Source organism: Novosphingobium sp. IK01, assembly GCF_033242265.1.
In the GTDB taxonomy this organism is placed as follows: domain Bacteria; phylum Pseudomonadota; class Alphaproteobacteria; order Sphingomonadales; family Sphingomonadaceae; genus Novosphingobium; species Novosphingobium pituita.
The window spans coordinates 1,471,657-1,488,602 of sequence record NZ_BTFW01000001.1 but is presented as its reverse complement, the minus strand read 5'-3'; the positions used below and the strand labels follow the sequence as shown (position 1 = coordinate 1,488,602).

General features: G+C 68.5%; 13 protein-coding genes and 2 tRNA genes. 7 read left to right on the top strand and 8 right to left on the bottom strand.

Annotated elements, in window-relative coordinates:
- Nucleotides 1-32: 32 nt before the first annotated feature.
- The gene (gene recG, locus SBI20_RS06930) at nt 33-2,090 is read left to right on the top strand and encodes an ATP-dependent DNA helicase RecG (RefSeq protein WP_317974369.1); all 2,058 of its coding nucleotides are present in this window, start codon (nt 33-35) and stop codon (nt 2,088-2,090) included.
- A gap of 10 nt (nt 2,091-2,100) precedes the next feature.
- On the opposite strand, the gene SBI20_RS06925 is transcribed toward recG, so the two are convergent.
- Nucleotides 2,101-3,024, bottom strand: a complete 924-nt coding sequence (locus SBI20_RS06925) for a ribokinase (protein ID WP_317974368.1) — start codon at nt 3,022-3,024, stop codon at nt 2,101-2,103.
- A 17-nt stretch (nt 3,025-3,041) separates the two neighbouring features.
- Nucleotides 3,042-4,307: an MFS transporter gene (locus SBI20_RS06920; protein WP_317974367.1), complete on the bottom strand. Its 1,266-nt coding sequence runs from the start codon at nt 4,305-4,307 to the stop codon at nt 3,042-3,044.
- A 218-nt stretch (nt 4,308-4,525) separates the two neighbouring features.
- Here SBI20_RS06920 and SBI20_RS06915 point away from each other — a divergent pair, with 218 nt between their 5' ends.
- The 3 genes from SBI20_RS06915 to SBI20_RS06905 are packed head-to-tail and all read left to right on the top strand — an operon-like array spanning nt 4,526 to nt 7,600.
- A complete protein-coding gene (locus tag SBI20_RS06915) occupies nt 4,526-5,347 on the top strand; it encodes a DODA-type extradiol aromatic ring-opening family dioxygenase (protein WP_317974366.1) in 822 nt (273 codons plus the stop codon).
- 16 nt (nt 5,348-5,363) lie between these two features.
- Nucleotides 5,364-6,758 carry an amidohydrolase family protein gene (locus tag SBI20_RS06910; protein ID WP_317974365.1) on the top strand — a complete coding sequence of 465 codons (1,395 nt, stop codon included), beginning with the start codon at nt 5,364-5,366 and terminating at the stop codon, nt 6,756-6,758.
- 26 nt (nt 6,759-6,784) lie between these two features.
- On the top strand, nt 6,785-7,600 hold the full coding sequence (locus SBI20_RS06905; protein WP_317974364.1) for a TauD/TfdA dioxygenase family protein: 816 nt from the start codon (nt 6,785-6,787) through the stop codon (nt 7,598-7,600).
- 61 nt (nt 7,601-7,661) lie between these two features.
- On the opposite strand, the gene SBI20_RS06900 is transcribed toward SBI20_RS06905, so the two are convergent.
- From SBI20_RS06900 to aroA, 3 genes are read right to left on the bottom strand one after another with little or no spacing between them, the layout of a single operon-like run.
- The gene (locus SBI20_RS06900) at nt 7,662-8,288 is read right to left on the bottom strand and encodes a (d)CMP kinase (protein WP_317974363.1); all 627 of its coding nucleotides are present in this window, start codon (nt 8,286-8,288) and stop codon (nt 7,662-7,664) included.
- On the bottom strand, nt 8,285-8,581 hold the full coding sequence (locus SBI20_RS06895; protein ID WP_411911501.1) for a CBU_0592 family membrane protein: 297 nt from the start codon (nt 8,579-8,581) through the stop codon (nt 8,285-8,287). The genes SBI20_RS06900 and SBI20_RS06895 overlap by 4 nt, the downstream gene beginning before the upstream one ends.
- Before the next feature lie 11 nt (nt 8,582-8,592).
- On the bottom strand, nt 8,593-9,921 hold the full coding sequence (gene aroA, locus SBI20_RS06890; RefSeq protein WP_317976057.1) for a 3-phosphoshikimate 1-carboxyvinyltransferase: 1,329 nt from the start codon (nt 9,919-9,921) through the stop codon (nt 8,593-8,595).
- Between the two features lie 259 nt (nt 9,922-10,180).
- Here aroA and SBI20_RS06885 point away from each other — a divergent pair, with 259 nt between their 5' ends.
- The 3 genes from SBI20_RS06885 to SBI20_RS06875 all read left to right on the top strand — a co-directional run bounded on the left by SBI20_RS06885 (nt 10,181) and on the right by SBI20_RS06875 (nt 10,894).
- Complete coding sequence (locus tag SBI20_RS06885; protein WP_317974362.1) at nt 10,181-10,498, top strand: FYDLN acid domain-containing protein; 318 nt, start codon at nt 10,181-10,183, stop codon at nt 10,496-10,498.
- 179 nt (nt 10,499-10,677) lie between these two features.
- Nucleotides 10,678-10,753: transfer RNA gene (locus tag SBI20_RS06880), tRNA-Ala, on the top strand.
- A 65-nt stretch (nt 10,754-10,818) separates the two neighbouring features.
- Nucleotides 10,819-10,894, top strand: a tRNA-Ala gene (locus tag SBI20_RS06875).
- 130 nt (nt 10,895-11,024) lie between these two features.
- Here SBI20_RS06875 and SBI20_RS06870 read toward each other — a convergent pair.
- From SBI20_RS06870 to SBI20_RS06860, 3 genes are read right to left on the bottom strand one after another with little or no spacing between them, the layout of a single operon-like run.
- A complete protein-coding gene (locus tag SBI20_RS06870; RefSeq protein ID WP_317974361.1) occupies nt 11,025-14,060 on the bottom strand; it encodes an efflux RND transporter permease subunit in 3,036 nt (1,011 codons plus the stop codon).
- Entirely contained in the window at nt 14,057-15,082 is a 1,026-nt protein-coding gene (locus tag SBI20_RS06865; RefSeq protein ID WP_317974360.1) for an efflux RND transporter periplasmic adaptor subunit, read from the bottom strand. Before SBI20_RS06865 ends, SBI20_RS06870 begins: the two co-directional genes overlap by 4 nt.
- A 20-nt stretch (nt 15,083-15,102) precedes the next feature.
- The gene (locus tag SBI20_RS06860) at nt 15,103-16,485 is read right to left on the bottom strand and encodes a TolC family protein (RefSeq protein WP_317974359.1); all 1,383 of its coding nucleotides are present in this window, start codon (nt 16,483-16,485) and stop codon (nt 15,103-15,105) included.
- Nucleotides 16,486-16,946 lie beyond the last annotated feature (461 nt).

Sequence of the window (16,946 nt, the reverse complement as noted above, 5' to 3'; positions counted from 1 at the left end):
GCAACGCCCGCTTGGCCTTTATGGGGAGCCTCATGCGTCCCGACTTGCTCAATCCGCTGTTTGCCGAGGCCACCAGTCTCAAGGGCGTGGGGGCCGGGCTTGCCCGCCCGCTCGACAAGCTGGGCCTCACGCGGGTCCGCGATTTCCTCTATCATCTGCCCGACCGCTTCGTCGAACGCCGCGCGGTGCCCACCCTCGCGCAAGGGCAGGTGGGCGAGCAGATCGTCATCATGCTGACCGTGCTCGAGCATCGCCAGCCCGCCGGGCGCGGCCCGTTCCGGGTGATCGCGGCGGACAGCGCGGGCGAGACGGTCTCGATCACCTATTTCGGGCGCGCGTCCTATACCGCCAAAAAGGCGCTGCCGGTGGACGAAACGCGCTGGGTGGCCGGGCGGCTCGACCAGTTCGGTTCCTCGCTCCAGATCGTCCATCCCGACCATGTGAGCGAGGATGGCGGCGCGCTGATGGGGCATCTGGTCGAGCCGGTCTATCCGCTGTCCGAAGGGCTGACGCAGGGGCGGATCAACGCCCTCGTCCAGCAGGCGCTGAGCCTTGCCCCCGAGCTTCCCGAATGGATCGAGCCGGGCCTGAAGGCGCGCGAGGAATGGCCCGCGTGGCGCGAGGCGATGCTGGCCGCGCACAAGGGGCAGGACAAGCGCGCGCGCGACCGGCTGGCCTACGATGAACTGTTCGCCAATGCCCTCGCGCTGATGCTGGTGCGCGAGGCCAACCGCAAGCGCGCGGGGCAAGCGCTCCATGGCGACGGGCACTTGCGCGACAAGCTCAACCTCCCCTTCACGCTGACCGGCGCGCAGACCCGCGCGATCGGCGAGATCGAGGGCGACATGGCGCAAGGCTCGCCCATGTTGCGCCTGCTGCAAGGCGATGTCGGCTCGGGCAAGACGGCGGTGGCGCTTCATGCGATGCTGATCGCGGTCGAGGCGGGCGGGCAGGCGGCCCTGCTGGCACCCACCGAAATCCTTGCGCGCCAGCATGCCGATACTTTGGCGAAGATGGCGCGGGGCACCGGCGTCAACATCGCGCTGCTCACGGGCCGCGACAAGGGCCGCGCGCGCGAGGCGCTGTTGATGAACCTGCTCGATGGCGGGATCGACATTCTGGTCGGCACCCATGCGATCTTTCAGGACAGCGTCGCCTATCGCAACCTCGCGCTGGTGGTGATCGACGAGCAGCACCGCTTTGGCGTCGGCCAGCGCCTGCTGCTCACGCAAAAGGCGCGGCGCACGCCGCACTGTCTGGCGATGACCGCAACGCCGATCCCGCGCACGCTCACGCTCGCCCAATATGGCGAGATGGAAGTCTCGCGGCTCGATGAAATGCCCCCCGGCCGTCAGGCCATCGACACCCGCGTCGTCGCGCAGGAGCGACTGGCCGACGTGATCGAGGGGATCGGGCGCCACATGGCTGCGGGCCATCAGGCCTATTGGGTCTGCCCGATGGTGCGCGAGGCCGAGAACGAGGATCTGGCCGCTGCCGAGGCGCGCCATGCCATGCTCTCGGAACGGTTCGGGGATGGCGTGGTCATGGTCCATGGCCAGATGCGGCCCGAGGCCAAGGACGCGGCGATGGAACGCTTTGCCAGCGGCGAGGCAAGGCTGCTGGTGGCGACGACCGTGATCGAGGTCGGCGTCGACGTGCCCAATGCGACCTTGATGGTGATCGAGCAGGCCGAACGCTTTGGCCTTGCCCAGTTGCACCAGTTGCGCGGGCGGGTCGGGCGCGGCAGCCAGAAATCGACGTGCCTGCTGTTGCGCGGCGATATGGTCAGCAAAGTCGGGCGCGAGCGGCTGGCGCTGATGCGCGAGACGCAGGACGGCTTCCTGCTGGCCGAGGAAGACTTGCGCCTGCGCGGCGGGGGCGAACTGCTGGGCACGCGCCAATCGGGCGATACGCCGTTCCGCGTCGCCGATTTCGAGCAGATCGCCGCGCTGCTGCCGATCGCCCACGATGACGCGCGGCTGCTGATGGACCGCGACGGGGGGCTTTCCTCGCCGCGCGGGGAGGCGGCGCGGGTTCTGCTCTATCTGTTCGAGCGCGACTGGGGCGTGCAATTGTTGCGCGGGGGATAACCAAGAGCGCTCAGCGGGTGGAACAGGCCAGTGCCGCTTCCACGTCACCCCGCGTTGGCATCGCCGCTGCCGCGCCTGCGCGCTGCACTGCCAGCGCGGCGGCGGCCACGGCAAAGGCCAGTGCTTCGGGCATCATGGCCCCTTGTGCCAGACGCGCGGCGAGAACCCCGCAGAAGGTGTCGCCCGCCCCGGTCGTATCGACCACCGGCACGCGCGGGGCGGGCAGGCGGATCGTGCCTTCGGGGCCATGGGCCAGAACCCCGGCGCCGCCCAGCGTCACGATCACCCATTGACGAGCATGGCCGGGCTGCGGGTGGCAGGCCAGCCGCGTGGCGGCGCGGGCCACGGCGGCCTCGCCGTGCGGAGGCTCAGGCTCGCCCAGAAAGAAGGCCAGTTCGGTCTCGTTGACCACCACGATGTCGGCCAGCGCCAGCGCCGCGCGGGCCTCATCGGTGGCGGGGGCGGCGTTGTAGAGCGTGGTGGCCCCGGCCTTGCGGGCGAGCGCGAGGAACGCGGCGACTTCATCGGGCGCGACTTCTGCCTGGGCCAGCGCCATCGTGGTGCCGGGCGGCAGGCTGGCAGGCGCGCGCAGGGCGCCATTGGCCCCCGGCACGATCACGATCTGGTTCTCGCCGTCCTCGGCCACGAAGACATAGGCCAGCCCGGTCGGCCCCGGCACATGGGCTATCGCGGCGGTATCGACCCCGGCGGCGGCCAGCGCGGCCCGCATCGCCGCGCCATGGGCATCCTCGCCCACGGCGCCCAGCATGATCGTTGGCACCCCCTGAAGCGCGGCGGCGGTGGCCTGGTTGGCGCCCTTGCCGCCGGGCAGCAGGTCGTGGCTTTGGGCGCAAAGCGTTTCGCCCGGACGGGGCAGATGGGCCACGCGCATGACCACGTCGCGGTTGATGGAGCCGAACACGACAAGGGACATCGAAGCAGTTCCGAATCTTACAGGGAAAGGGCCAGCGCGCCGCCGGACGGGGAATCGGTCGCGGTCTGGACTGGCTCCATCCGGTCGGGATGGGGCAGCAGCGCCAGCAGCACCATGCCCAGCACCAATGCCCCGACAATCGCCAGCGTGGCAATGGCATACGTGCCGCTGTGGTCGAAGCTCACATCCATCAGCGCGGGCGCCACGCCCTGGATGAAGGCCACCACCGCATAGAACACACCCACGATGGCCCCAAAATGCCGCAGCCCGAAATAGCGCGAGACGAAATAGGACAGCGCCCCATATTCGGCGCCCATGCCGATCCCCAGCAAAACGCCCGCGCCAAGGATCGCCACGCTTCCGGTCAGGAACTGGAGCATCAGCATGCCCGCAATCGCGCTGGCATACATCGGCAGGATCAGGCGCGGGGTGCGCCAGCGGTCGAGCAGGGCGCCGGTGACGACCTGCCACCCGGCAGTGACGAGCGCGAAAGTCACCACCACCCCGGTCGCTTCGGCGAGGCTCACCCCGTGGCCGGTGAGCAGCGGGACGACATGGGTGAACATCGCCGTCATCCCGCCCGCCCCGGCGGCAATCGCCACCAGCATCAGCCAGAACGCGCGGGTGCGCACCGCCTCGGCCAGGGAAAGCCCGGCGACCGGCCCGGCCTTGCGGTCCTTGGCTTGTGTGGGGGTGGGAGCCTCGCGCAGCCAGAACGCGATGAAGGGTGCGGCCAGCAAAACGACGAGGCCGATCACCAGATAGGCCGTGCGCCAGCCATAAAATGTGAGCAGCACGCCCGCCAGAACCGGCATGATCGTGGCGCCCACGCCATTGCCCACGCCCGCCGTGATCCCCAGCATCAGCCCGCGCCGCGCGTCGAACCAGTCGGACACGATCTTGCTGACCATGCCGGTGGCGGCCATCGTTCCGAACAGCCCGGCCACGGCAAAGCGCCAGTAGAAATCGGCGATCGAGGCGCTCGACCGCGAAACCAGCACGATGCCCGCCGCCAGCCCGATATTGCCCGCCAGCAGGATCCAGCGCGATCCGAAGCGGTCCATCGCCCGCCCGGCCAGCGGATAGGCAATCGCGCTGATCACCGAGATCAGCCCGAGCACCCCCGAGACCGCCGCGCGCGGCCAGCCGAATTCGGTGGCGATGGGCACGAGGAAGACCCCGATCGTCGCCGAGATCGCCGCCGTCATGCACAAGGTGTTGGCAATCGTGGCGGCAATCGCGACGTGAATGGCGGCAAGACGGGAAGCGGGAGATGACGACATCGGCGAAACGGTTTCCCTGAAGCGGATCGACACGAGTAGACCCCATGGTGCGGGGCCTTGCAAAGGGGGGCGGGCCGGGGCGCAAGAACGAGGGCGCAGCGCATCAAGTCGGGTCAGGGGCCTGTTTGCAAAATTGCTTGCGCGCGTGATCAAGACGCCCGACGCCCTTCGGTCCTAGCCCATTCCCCAAGCCAGCCCCGCAGGAGCGCCTCCCGATCATGCCTGATGTTTCCACCGCCACCATGCCCACCCTGTTCATCCCCCATGGCGGCGGCCCGTGTTTCTTCATGGACTGGCGCGCCATGGGCGGGCCCGCCGATGCCTGGGACAAGACCGCCGCCTATCTCAAGGGCCTGATCGCCAGCCTGCCAGAAAGGCCCAAGGCCATCGTGGTCGTCTCGGGCCACTGGGAAGAGGGCGAGTTTGCCGCCGCATGCGCGCCCGCGCCCGAGATGATCTTCGACTATTACGGCTTCCCCCAGCACACCTATGAGCTGAAGTTTCCCGCGCCCGGTGCCCCGGAACTGGCCGGGCGGATCGTCGAGCTGATCCGCGCCGAGGGGCTGCCCGCGCGCACCGATGCGCGGCGCGGCTTCGACCACGGGGTGTTCATCCCGTTCCTGCTGGTCACGCCCGAGGCCGATATTCCGGTCGTGCCGCTCTCGCTCAGGCGCGATCTCGACCCCGAGGCGCACTTGCGGGCAGGGCGCGCGCTGGCCCCGTTGCGCAAGGAAGGCGTGCTGATCGTCGGTTCGGGGATGAGCTTCCACAACATGCGCGCGTTCTTCTCGCCCGCCGCTACCCAGCCTTCGGCCCAGTTCGATGCCTGGCTGACGCAGGCGGTCGAGAGCGACCCGGCCACGCGCTGGCAGAAGCTGGCGCAATGGTCGTCCGCCCCTTCGGGCCGCCTGAGCCACCCGCGCGAAGAGCACCTGATCCCGCTGATGGTCGCCGCCGGGGCCGCGCTGGACGATGCCGGGACACGCGATTTCACCGACACCGTGATGATGGCCGACATTTCGGCCTTCCGGTTCGGCTGAGATGGAGAGGCCCGGAATGGAGATGTCCGGAATGGAGATGATCGAGGCCGATACCCTCGTTGCGGGGGCGATGCTCGTCACCATGGATGCCACGCGGCGGGTGATCCGCGACGGGGCGCTGGCCATGGCGGGCGGGCGCATCGTGGCGGTGGGGCCGCGTGACCAGGTCGAGGGGCAGGTCCGCGCGCGCGAGGTGATCGACGGGCGCGGCTTTGTCGGCACGCCCGGCTTCGTCAACGGCCATGTCCACCTGACCGAGACTTTGCTGCGCAATTTCCTGCCCGAGCATCTGCCGTTCGACGAAGGGCTCAACCAATGGGTGATCCCGCTCTATCACGGGCACACCCCGCGCGAGCAGGCGCTGGCCGCCCGGCTCGCCGCGCTCACCATGCTCAAGAGCGGGACGACCACGTTTCTGGAGGCGGGCACGATCCTGGCCTTTGATGAAGTGGCCGCCGCGCTCGAACCGGTGGGCATTCGCGGGCGGATCGGGCGCTGGTGCATGGACCGCGCCTTTGCGCCCGATGATGACCAGACCGCGCTGACCGACAAGGCGATTGCCGCTATCGAGGCCGATCTGGCGGCCTTGCCCGACGACGGGCGCCTGATCGCGGCCTGGCCGCTGCTGGTCGGGCACATGACCAACACCGCCCCGCTGTGGCAGGCGGCCAGCGCCATCGCGCGCGAGCGAGGGCTGCACATCGCCGCGCACATGGCCCCCGCGCCCGGCGATGCGGAATGGTATCTGGCCCACGAGGGCAAGCGCCCGCTGCACTGGCTGGCCGATCTGGGGGTGCTGGGCGATCATCTGGCGCTCGTCCACATGGTCCACATCGACGAAAGCGAAGTTGCCCTTGTCGCGCAAAGCGGCACCCATGTCGTCCATTGCCCCGAAGCCTCGCTCAAGGGCGGCTATCAGGCGACCACGCGCGGGCTGTTCCCCGAAATGGCGGCGCAGGGTGTCAATCTTGCGCTGGGCACCGATGGCGGCGACCGGCACGACCTGATGCCTTCGGCGCGGCTCATGGCCGGGCTGTGGAAGGATGCGCGCGGCGATACCGCGCTGTTCCCCGCCGAGGCTGCGCTCGAAATGCTCACGGTCAACGGCGCGCGCGCGATGGGGCTGGAAGGGCAGGTCGGCACGCTGGCCGTGGGGGCGCGGGCCGACCTCGTGCTGCACGACACGCGCCGCCCCGAATGGGTGCCGCTGCACAATCCCGTGCAGCATCTGGTGTGGACGGCCGACGGGCGCGGGGTCGACAGTGTCTGGGTCGAAGGGCGCCGGGTAGTGGCCGCCGGGCGCTCGACGACCATCGACGAGGAAGCCCTGCTGGCGCAGGCGCAGGAGGCCGCGCAGGCCGTGGTCGCGCGTTCCGGGCTGCCGCTGCGCATGAACTGGCCGCTGATCTGAAATCTTTTTTCCAAGGTGCCTGAGCGATGAGCTACGAAACGATCACTGTTGCCCCCGTGACCCCGGTGATGGGCGGGGAAGTCTCGGGGCTGGACCTGACCGCGCCGCTCAGCGACCGGCAGGTCGAGGAACTGCGCGCGGCCATGGCCGACCGGCTGGTGCTGTTTTTCCGCGACCAGAAGCTGTCCCATGCCGATCACATCCGCCTCGCCGAATATTTCGGCGGTGTCCATGTCGCGCCCAGCACGGCGCCCTGGCAGGTGCCCGGCCACCCCGAAGTGACGATCATCCACGCCGATGAAAACAGCACGTTCGTGGCTGGCGAGGACTGGCATTCGGACATGAGCTGCGACGAACAGCCCCCGATGGGCTCGATCCTCTATCTCCACACGATCCCGCCGGTGGGCGGCGACACCGTGTTTTCCAACATGTACGCGGCCTATGACGCGCTTTCGGACCGGATGAAGGGCTATCTCGACGGGCTGACCGCGGTGCACGATGCGGTCATGGGCTTTGGCGGGATCACGCCCGAGGGCATGAAATTGCCGCGCAACAGCCATCCGGTGATCCGCACCCACCCGGTGACGGGGCGCAAGTGCATCTATGTGAACCGGGGCTTCACCACCCACATCGAAGGCATCCCGGCCATCGAGAGCCGCGCGCTGCTGACGTTCCTCTACGAACATGTCCAGCACCCGATGTTCCAGTGCCGGTTCCGCTGGCAGCCCCATTCGATCGCCTTCTGGGACAACCGTTGTGCGCAGCATTCGGCGATCTGGGACTATTTCCCGCAAGTGCGCTCGGGCTTCCGCGTGCAGATCCTGGGCGAAAAGCCGGAGTGACCGGGGGCAGGCGGCAGGGGAGAGGGGGCAGGGGAGAGGGGCCCCTGCCTGACCGGTTGCTTTACCTGCTGGCGAGCTGCTTTTCGACGAGGGCGATGGCCGTTGCGATGGCGACTTCGCGGCCCATCGCGGACGTGTCGAGCAGGGCGGCGTCGGGGGCCTGACGCAAGGGGGCCTGGGCGCGGTTGGCGTCGCGTTCGTCGCGGGCGGCGAGGTCGGCTTCGATCGCTTCGCGGCTGACGGTGCGGCCCTGGCCCTGCATCTCGGCCCAGCGGCGCAGCGCGCGCGCGGCGACGCTCGCGGTCACGAAGAGCTTGGCCGGGGCGTGGGGGGCGATGACCGTGGCGATGTCGCGCCCGTCAAGAACGGCGCCGCCCGGCTGGTTGGCAAAGGCCTGCTGGCGTTCGAGCAGGGCCGCGCGCACGGCGGGGTGGATCGAGACGCGGCTGGCCAGCCCCCCGGTTTCCTCCGAGCGCAGTTCGGGGTCTTCGAGCAGGCTGTCGGGGAAGGCGGTGGCGGCCAGCGCCTGTTCGGGATCGTCAGGATTGCCGCCCGCAAGGAAGACCTGCCGTCCGACCGCGCGATAGAGCAGCCCGGTGTCGAGATGGGGCAGGCCGAAGTGGGCAGCCAGCGCGCGGGCGATGGTGCCCTTGCCCGAGGCGGTGGGGCCGTCGATAGCGATAATCATCGGGTTTTGCTTCCCTTTTCGCGAAACGCCTTGACCAGGCCCCAGATGGCGATGGCCGCCCAGAATCCTTCGAGCACGAGCGAGGCGGGGTTGAGGTGGACCAGCAGCGAGACCGTGAGCAGGGCCGCGCCTGCAAGGTTGGTCCCGTGCTGGATGAAGGGGTTGGCGGGGGGCCCTTTGGCACCCCCTCGCGTGGCCCCGTACGTGGCATAGCCATAGGCCAGAATCACGCAGGCCATTCCGGCAAATCCGCAGATGTCTGCCAGAAGCGGAGGCAGAACGGGCGTGATCACGCGAAGGGCTTTCAGGCTTGCCCGGTCGCGGTGGCGATCAGGGCCTCGAATACCGGGAAGCTGGTGGCGATGGGGCGGGTGTCGTCCACTTCGACGCCCTGCGCGCTGGCAAGGCCGGCCACGGCCATGGCCATGGCGATGCGGTGGTCGAGGTGGGTGGCCACGCGCGCATCGGGTGCCGTGCCGGGAAGGGGGGCGCCGTCGGTGCCCTCGATGATCAGGCCATCTTCGGTTTCGGTCACGTTCGCGCCAGCCAGTTCCAGCGCCACGCGCATCACGGTGATGCGGTCGGATTCCTTGACCCGCAGTTCCTCAAGCCCGCGCGTGACGGTGCGGCCCCTGGCATGGGCGGCGGCCACGAACAGCACGGGGAATTCGTCGACCATCGCGGGCACGACCGCCGGATCGACCTCGATGCCGGTCAGGGCCGAGGCGCGCACGCGCAAGTCGGCCACCGGCTCCCCGCCGACATCGCGGCGGTCGAGTTCCTCGATCGCGCCGCCCATCTGGCGCAGCACGTCGAACAAGGCGGCGCGGGTGGGGTTGAGGCCGACGTTCTCGATGATCAGGTCCGAGCCCGGCACGATCAGCGCAGCCACGGCAAAGAATGCCGCCGACGAGGGATCGCCGGGCACGGTGATGGTCTGCGGCTTGAGTTCGGCCTCGCCCGCAAGGCGGATGATCCGCGTGCCGTCGCTTTCCAGCTCGACCGAAAGATCGGCGCCAAAGCCGCGCAGCATGCGCTCGGAATGGTCGCGGGTGGGAACCGGCTCGATCACCGTGGTCGTGCCCGGCGTGTTGAGCCCGGCCAGCAGGATCGCGCTTTTCACTTGCGCCGAGGCGACCGGCAGGCGGTAGGTGAGCGGAACCGGCGTGGTCGCGCCCTCGACGATCAGCGGCAGGCGGCCACCGGGATAGGACGTGAAACGCGCGCCGGTCTGCGTGAGCGGATCGATCACGCGGCCCATCGGGCGCTTCGACAGGCTGGCGTCGCCCACGAAGCAGGCGGTGATCGGGTGGGTGGCGACAAGGCCCATCAGCAGGCGGGTCGAGGTGCCCGAATTGCCCATGTCGAGCGCGGTGCCGGGCTGGAGCAGCCCGCCCACGCCCACGCCCGCGACCAGCCATTCCCCATTGGCCTGCCGCTCGATGGTGGCGCCCATCGCGCGCATGGCGGCGGCGGTGGACAGCACGTCCTCGCCTTCGAGCAGGCCCGTCACGCGGGTCTCGCCCACGGCCAGCGCGCCCAGCATGATCGAGCGGTGGCTGATCGACTTGTCGCCCGGAACGCGAATCCGGCCCGTGAGCGGCCCTTGGGCGGAAAAACGGCGCGGGCGCATCTGGGCGGGGTCGTGGCTCACGGGAAGGGTCTTTCCAAAAACTGAAGGAGCGGACAAAATCGCGCGGCTTTTGACAGCGCGCGGCGCCTATGGCAAGGCGCGCGCCGCAGTCTGGCCGTAGAGTCTGGGCGTGCGCGCGCTTGATTTCCGGGCGGCGTGCCTTCAAGACGATTTCTGGCAAGACGTTTTCTGGTTTTACGCTTTTTGTTGGTTTTGCACCGTGCCCACCGGCGGCGGGCAAGCTTTTCGAGGATTATTCATGGTCAAGCCTGAATGGGGCGCCAAGCACAGCTGCCCGAAGTGCGGCACCCGCTTCTACGACCTCGGCAACGCCGATCCGGTCACCTGCGTCGAATGCAAGTACTCGTGGCACCCCGAGCCGGTGCTCAAGTCGAAGCAGCCGATCCCCTATGAGGAGATCCAGAAGGAGAAGGTCGAGGCCGACGCCGACGTCGATCTGGCCGACGAGGATCTGGACATCGACGACGACGGCGATTCGCCCGACAACGACGTCGACCTGGGTGGCGACGACGACCTCGGCGTGGGCGCCCACGAAGGCGAGGACGAGGAAAACTGACCTGTTTCCCGGCCCGTCCGAAAATCATCCACAGATGATCCACAGGACGGGCCGAAGAAAAATGCGGCAGGTGAAAAAAGCCTCTTGCCAGCCGCATAGGTCTCCCTTAGAGGCGCGGCTCCCGGCGATGAACACCGCCGGGACGGTTCGCCCCCCAGGGCGGGCATGAAGACGAAGATGGGGCCGTAGCTCAGCTGGGAGAGCGCTACAATGGCATTGTAGAGGTCAGGGGTTCGATCCCCCTCGGCTCCACCAGTCTTCAAAATTCCCGGTTTTACCGGGGCTTCGTTCGCCCAGGATGAAGCAGTGTCAAAACATGTGGGGCCGTAGCTCAGCTGGGAGAGCGCTACAATGGCATTGTAGAGGTCAGGGGTTCGATCCCCCTCGGCTCCACCAGTTTTCTCCGATAGCATCATCGAATGGCCAGGCGGTTTCGCTCTGGCCTTTTTTGCGTTTGGCGCACGGCGTTTGGCCGGGAATCGAGGAGGGGGCAGGCAAGAGCCCCCCCCTCCTGATTGTGCATGGATCAGGCCCTGCGAAGGGTCAGGCGCACGAGGACCGGCATCGCGACCAGCACCAGCGGATATTGCAGCAACAGGCCCGCGATGATCGCGATCGCCAGCGGTTGCTGGATGCCCGATCCCTGGCCGATGGCCATGGCCAGCGGCAGCAGGGTCAGGATCGCGGCCAGCGTGGTCATCGTGATCGGGCGCAGGCGGTGTCGGCTGGCCTCGCGTGCGGCCTGGGCGGGGGGCATGTGCCGGGCCATGGCCTCGAACTCCGAAACGTAGAAGATCGCCATCTCGGTGCCGATGCCGATGATCATGGTCATGCCCATCAGCGCGGTGATGTTGAGATCGACCCCGCACAGCCACAGCGCCGTGAACACCGCGCTCGTCGAGAGCAGCGAGCAGCCGATGATGATGACCGGCAGCATGAGGCGGCGATAGAGCACCAGCAGGAGGAGGAATTCGGCGACCAGCGCCGCGCCGAAGACCCGCACCAGACCGGCAAAGGCGATCTGTTGCTGCTGATAGAGCCCGCCCAGTTCATAGCGGACGCCCGGACCCAGCGTGCCGGGCTTGTCGAGCGCGGCGATCACATCGCCGACCGCCGCGCCGATGCCGCGCCCCTGGATGCGGCCGGTGACCGCGACCATGGGTTCGAGATTCTCGCGGCTGATCTGGGGTTGCCCGGCCTCTGGCGTGAGGCTGGCGACCCGCGACAATGGGAAGACATGGCCATCGGCGGCGCGAATGGGCAGGTCGGCCAGCCGGGTCTGGCTGATCGTCGTGGCATCGGGCAGGCGGACGCGCACGTTGACGGCCTTGGCGGGCTGGGGCAGCGTCGTGGCGAGGGCGCCGGTCAGGCCGTCGGAAAGCTGGCTTTCCACCTCGGCGGGAGTCACCCCTTCCAGCCCCGCCCGGACGGGATCGATCCGCACGGCGAGCGCGTCGCCGGCCAGCCGCACACCATCCCTGACCTCGACCACGCCGTTGATCCGCGCGATGATCGCGGCGACTTTCCGGGCCTGCCCATAGAGCACCGACGGGTCCGAGGCGAAGAGCTTGACCTCGATCGGCTGGGGCACGGCGGTCAGGTCGCCGATCAGGTCTTCCATGAGCTGGGCGACCTCGACCTCGACACCGGGCACCTTGCGCGCGACTTCCTCGCTCAGGCGGGTGGCGACCTCTTCGGTCGGCCTGCCGTGGCCCGGTTTGAGCCGCACGAAATAGTCGCCGTGATAGCTCTGGCCCAGATCGCCGCCCAGCCCGGTGCCAAGGCGGCGCGAGAACGTGAGCACGTCGGGATCGGCCTTGAGCATGGCGTCGATCTGCCCGACCTGCCGCCCGGTTTCGTCGAGCGAGGTGCCCGGCGCGGTGTAATAGTCCATGATGAAGCCGCCTTCATCGACACTGGGCATGAAGCCGGTGGGCACTGCCCTGTAGCCGATATAGCCGAGCGCCAGCAGCGGCACGAGAATGGCGACGAGCAGCCATGGCCTGCCGGTCAGGCGGTCGAGCGCGCGGTCCTGCACGCGGGCAAGCGGGCCTTTGCCGGTTTCGCCCGGATCGCGCCAGGTGTCGAAATCGACCAGCCAGCCGGTCAGCACGGGCACGACGAAGGCGGTCATCGCCCACGAGATGGCGAGGGCGGCGGCCATGGTGACCGACAGCGCCTTGGAAAAGGCCCCGGTCACCCCGCTCAGGAACGAGAGCGGGAGGAAGACGATCAGCGTGGCCAGGCTCGATCCGGTCAGGGGGCGCATGAATTCCTGCGCGGCGCCGAACACGGCGCTGCGGCCCGCCACGCGGCCCTGTTCGTCGCGTGCGCTGGCCCGGCGGGCGATATGCTCGACCATCACGATCACGTCGTCGATCAGCAGGCCGACCGCCGCGGCAATGCCGCCCAGCGTCATGATGTTGAAGCTCATCCCCAGCACGCTGAGCACCAGCACGGTGGCCGCCAGCGTGGCCGGGACGACGATCACCGCCACCAGCGTCACCCGCCAGCTGCGCAGGAAGAACAGCAGCACCAGCGCGGCCAGCACCAGCCCGATCAGCACGGCATCGCGCACGCTGGCCGCCGATTGCATCACCAGTTCGCTCTGGTCGTACCAGTTGACCAGCCGCACGCCGGGAGGGAGTCGCAAGGTCGCCAGTTTCTGGCGGACCTCCTGCGCGATCCGCACCGCGTTGCCGTCGGGCTGTTCGTAGATGTTGAACAGGACCGCCGGTTGCCCGTCCTCGACGATGCGCATCCATTGCGGCATGCGGCCATCCTGTACCGTGGCGACATCGCGGACCCGCACGACGCCGGTGGCATCGGACTGGACGACGATATCGCCCACCTGCCGCGCGGTGATCACGCTGTGATCGGCGATGACGAGCGACAGGCGCCCCCGGTCCTGCACTTGGCCGACCGCGCTCAGCACATTGCCGTCGCGGATTGCATTGGTGAGGTCGCGCATCGCCAGTGCGTGATCGGCGAGGCGCCGGGGATCGGCCAGAACCTGCACTTCGGCGGTCTGTCCGCCCTGGACATCGACCCGCGCGAGGCCTTCGATGGACGAAAGCAGCGGCGTGATCTGATAGCGCGCCAGATCCTGCAAGGCGACCGGATCGCCATTGTGCGCGACCAGCGCATAGGAGATGATCGGGAAGACCGTCGGGTCCATGCGCCGCACGTTATAGGCGGTGCCTGCGGGCAGCGCGGGCAGGACGCGGGCAATCGCCGAATCGACGAGCAGCGTGCTGGCGACCATGTCGCGGCCCCAGCCAAAGTCGATGGAGATCTGCGCCGAGCCCCGGCTGGTTTCCGAGCGGACATCGCGCACGCCGGGGATCGCGCGGATCGCTTCCTCGACCGGGCGGGTGACGGTGAGCGCGGTCTGGCTGGCCGGGCGGCTCCCCGCGTCGAGATCGACGACCACGCGCGGGAACGAGACTTGCGGGAAGAGGCCGGTCGGCAGCGACAGCGCCGCGATCATCCCGGCCAGCGCCACGGCCACGGCGACAAGGACGAACGCGCGCGATTGCCGGTGAAGCAGCCGCGCGATCATGGCTGATCCTGCCGGATGGCGATGCCGTCCTGCACCTGATAGGCGCCATCGACGATGATCGGCCGCGCAGGATCGAGCGCCCCTTCGACGACATCGCCGCTGTCCGAGGACAGCGCGACGCGCACGGGCACGGCTTTTGCCTTGCCGCCCACGGCCTGAAACACATGGGCCGGGCCATCGGCGGTCACGACCGTCTTGTGCGGCACGACCCAGCCTGAAACCTGCCCGGTCGCGATCGTGGCCTGCACGCCTTCACCGGGCAAAAGGACGCCGCTTGGGAAGGCGAGGTCGACATCGATCATCCGGGTTCTGGGATTGAGCGCGCTGTCGATGCGCAGGACATGGCCCATGATCGGCGCCCCGCCTGCCAGAGGCGCAAGCCGGGCAGGCTGGCCCACCGACAGGGCCGCGCGCCGGGCGGGATCGACGCCGACGGTCACGACGATGCCACCGGCCCGCGCCAGCGTCATGATCGGGGCGCCCGGCAGCGTCCTGTCGCCCTGGGCGGCGCTGATGGCGATGACCGTGCCCGCGAACGGGGCGCGCAGGGTCTGCACGGCCTGACCGGCGCCTTCGGCCCGCAGCCCGGCCAGCGCCACGCGCGCGTCGGACACGGCCTTGTCGGCCTGCACGAGCTGGTCCCGGGTGGCCAGTTGCTGGGCGAGCAACTGGGCGGTGCTGGCGCGCTGTTTCTGCGCGGCGAGGAGGGCTTCTTGCGCTTGCAGAAAAGTGCTGCGCGCGGTCGGGGCGAGGGCAAAGGTCGCCAGCGTCTGGCCCGCGTGGACCGCGCTGCCCGGCGTGACGGCAAGGCTGGTGATCTGGCCGGGCTGGGCCATGCTGATCGTTTCGGTGCCATTGGTGGCGGGCGTGGCCGCGCCGAATGCCTCGATCTCCTGCGGCAGGCTTCCGCGCGTCGGTCTGGTCAGGCTGACCAGAACGCTCGGTTCGCCCTCCTGCCGGTCGGCATCAGGCGGCGTGCCGCACCCGGCGAGGGGGGCAAGCAGGGCGGAAAGGGCGATCATCCGCCTCATCGTTGCCGCGATCATCGCTGCATGCTCCCCGATGGCGCCCGAGGAAGATCGACCGTCGGCAGTCCGGCGCCCACGAGGGTCTGGATCGCGATCTGGCGGTCGAGCAGGGCAAGCTCCAGCGTCATGATTTCCTGTTCTCTGGCAAAATGGCTGGAGACGAGATCGACATAGCCGCGCTCGTCGAGGTTGGAGGCGCCGAAGGCCGCCGCGGCCCGTTCGGCAGCCAGACGGGCACCGGGCAGCGCGCGCCGGGCCCTGTCGAGCTGGGCGGAGAGCTGTTCAGCCTGTCCGAGCAGGGCCCCCACTTCGCCGGTGGTGGCCGCGAGGCGGGCCGCGTATTCGGCGTGGAGCTGGGCGCGGGTCGCCCTGGCGATGGCCAGAGCGCCCTGGTTGCGGTCGAAGACCGGCAGGCCCAGCGTGGCGTTCGGCCCGGCATTGATGACTTTGGAATTGTCGCTCGATGCGCTCGGCCCCAGCACGAGGTCGGGGAACTGGGCGAGGATCGCCTGATGCACGGTTTCGTCCGCCGCCCCATAGCCGAGGCGCAGGGCGATGAGATCGGGCCGCCGGTCCGCCAGAGAAGGCAGGCTGGCGCGGATCGCTGCCGGATCGAAGGCGGGCAGGTCCGGGGTGGCGACGAGCGGTACATCGGCATCGGGGGCAAGGCCCAGCAGGGCATTGAGCTGGTGTTTGAGCGCGAGCTGGGTCTGGTCGAAGCTGTCGAGCGCCATGCGCGCGGCCTGCAAGGCGACCCGGTCGGGCGCGACGATGGTCAGTGTCGTGTTGCCGGCGGCCAGTGCCTGATCGAGCTTGGCGTTGCGGTCGGCCAGCAGTTGCCGGGCGGCGCCATACAAGGGGCGGCTGCGTGCGCCGATGATCAGGTCTGTCGCGAGTTGCCGCGCCCTGCCGGCCACCAGCCATTCCTGCCAGACGATATCGGCGGCCACCTGCTGCTCGCTGTCGCGCGCGGCGCGATGGCGCGACGAGTAGGTGATGATCGACCTGATGTCCTGTGACAGGCTGATGTTCCAGGCCGTGACCGTGCCGACCCCCGAGAGCAGCGGCAGGATGGAACCGCCCAGGGACGGATTGGGCAGGATACGGGCCTGTTTCGTCTGTCCGGCGGCGATTGCGCGCCTCAGGCGGGCCGCTTTCAGGTCCGGGTTGTTGGCCAGCGCGAGGTCCACCACTTGCGCGACCGAAAGGGGCTCATGGGGCGCCGGGGCGCCGGGAAGGGCGCTCACCTCGGGCGCGAGGGGCGGTGTCGTGGCGAGGGGAAGGGGGGTATAGCGGGCGCAACCGGCCAGCACTCCGGCCAGCAGTCCGGCAAGCAGGTTGACGGGCAGGCCAATCCGGCCGGTTCCGGGCCGTGGCTGCAAGCGGAATCGAGGCATGGAAATCCTTGGGCCAGTGAAGGGACCAGTGACGGGAAGCGGGATTATCACCCCATACCTTCGCTCCGGGTGATCCCAATGTTATGGATTCCCAACATCGCGAGCAGGATGGGCGCGCGAAATGGGCCTGCGACCGGGCCTCTCATCCCCGATCCAGACTGTGGCTGAACGTTATAAATTCCCAACCTTCGGGGGTTCGTGGGGGTTTGTACACATTACGTCACAAGTTTGTAATAGCCGGAAATTAGCGCATCCCCGTCTTCGAGAGGATGGTTAAAAAATGGTCTCGGGGTAATTGGGGTAAATAAGCACATGAAAGTACATGTTTCTGCCGCGATTCTTGTCGCGGCCGGGATTTTTGCGCCATGCGTACTTCGTGCGCAGCCGGAATCTGACGCGAACTACAATATTGTCGGCAGAATTTCTGGTCCTCACGGGGGCTGGGATTATGCCAATGTCGA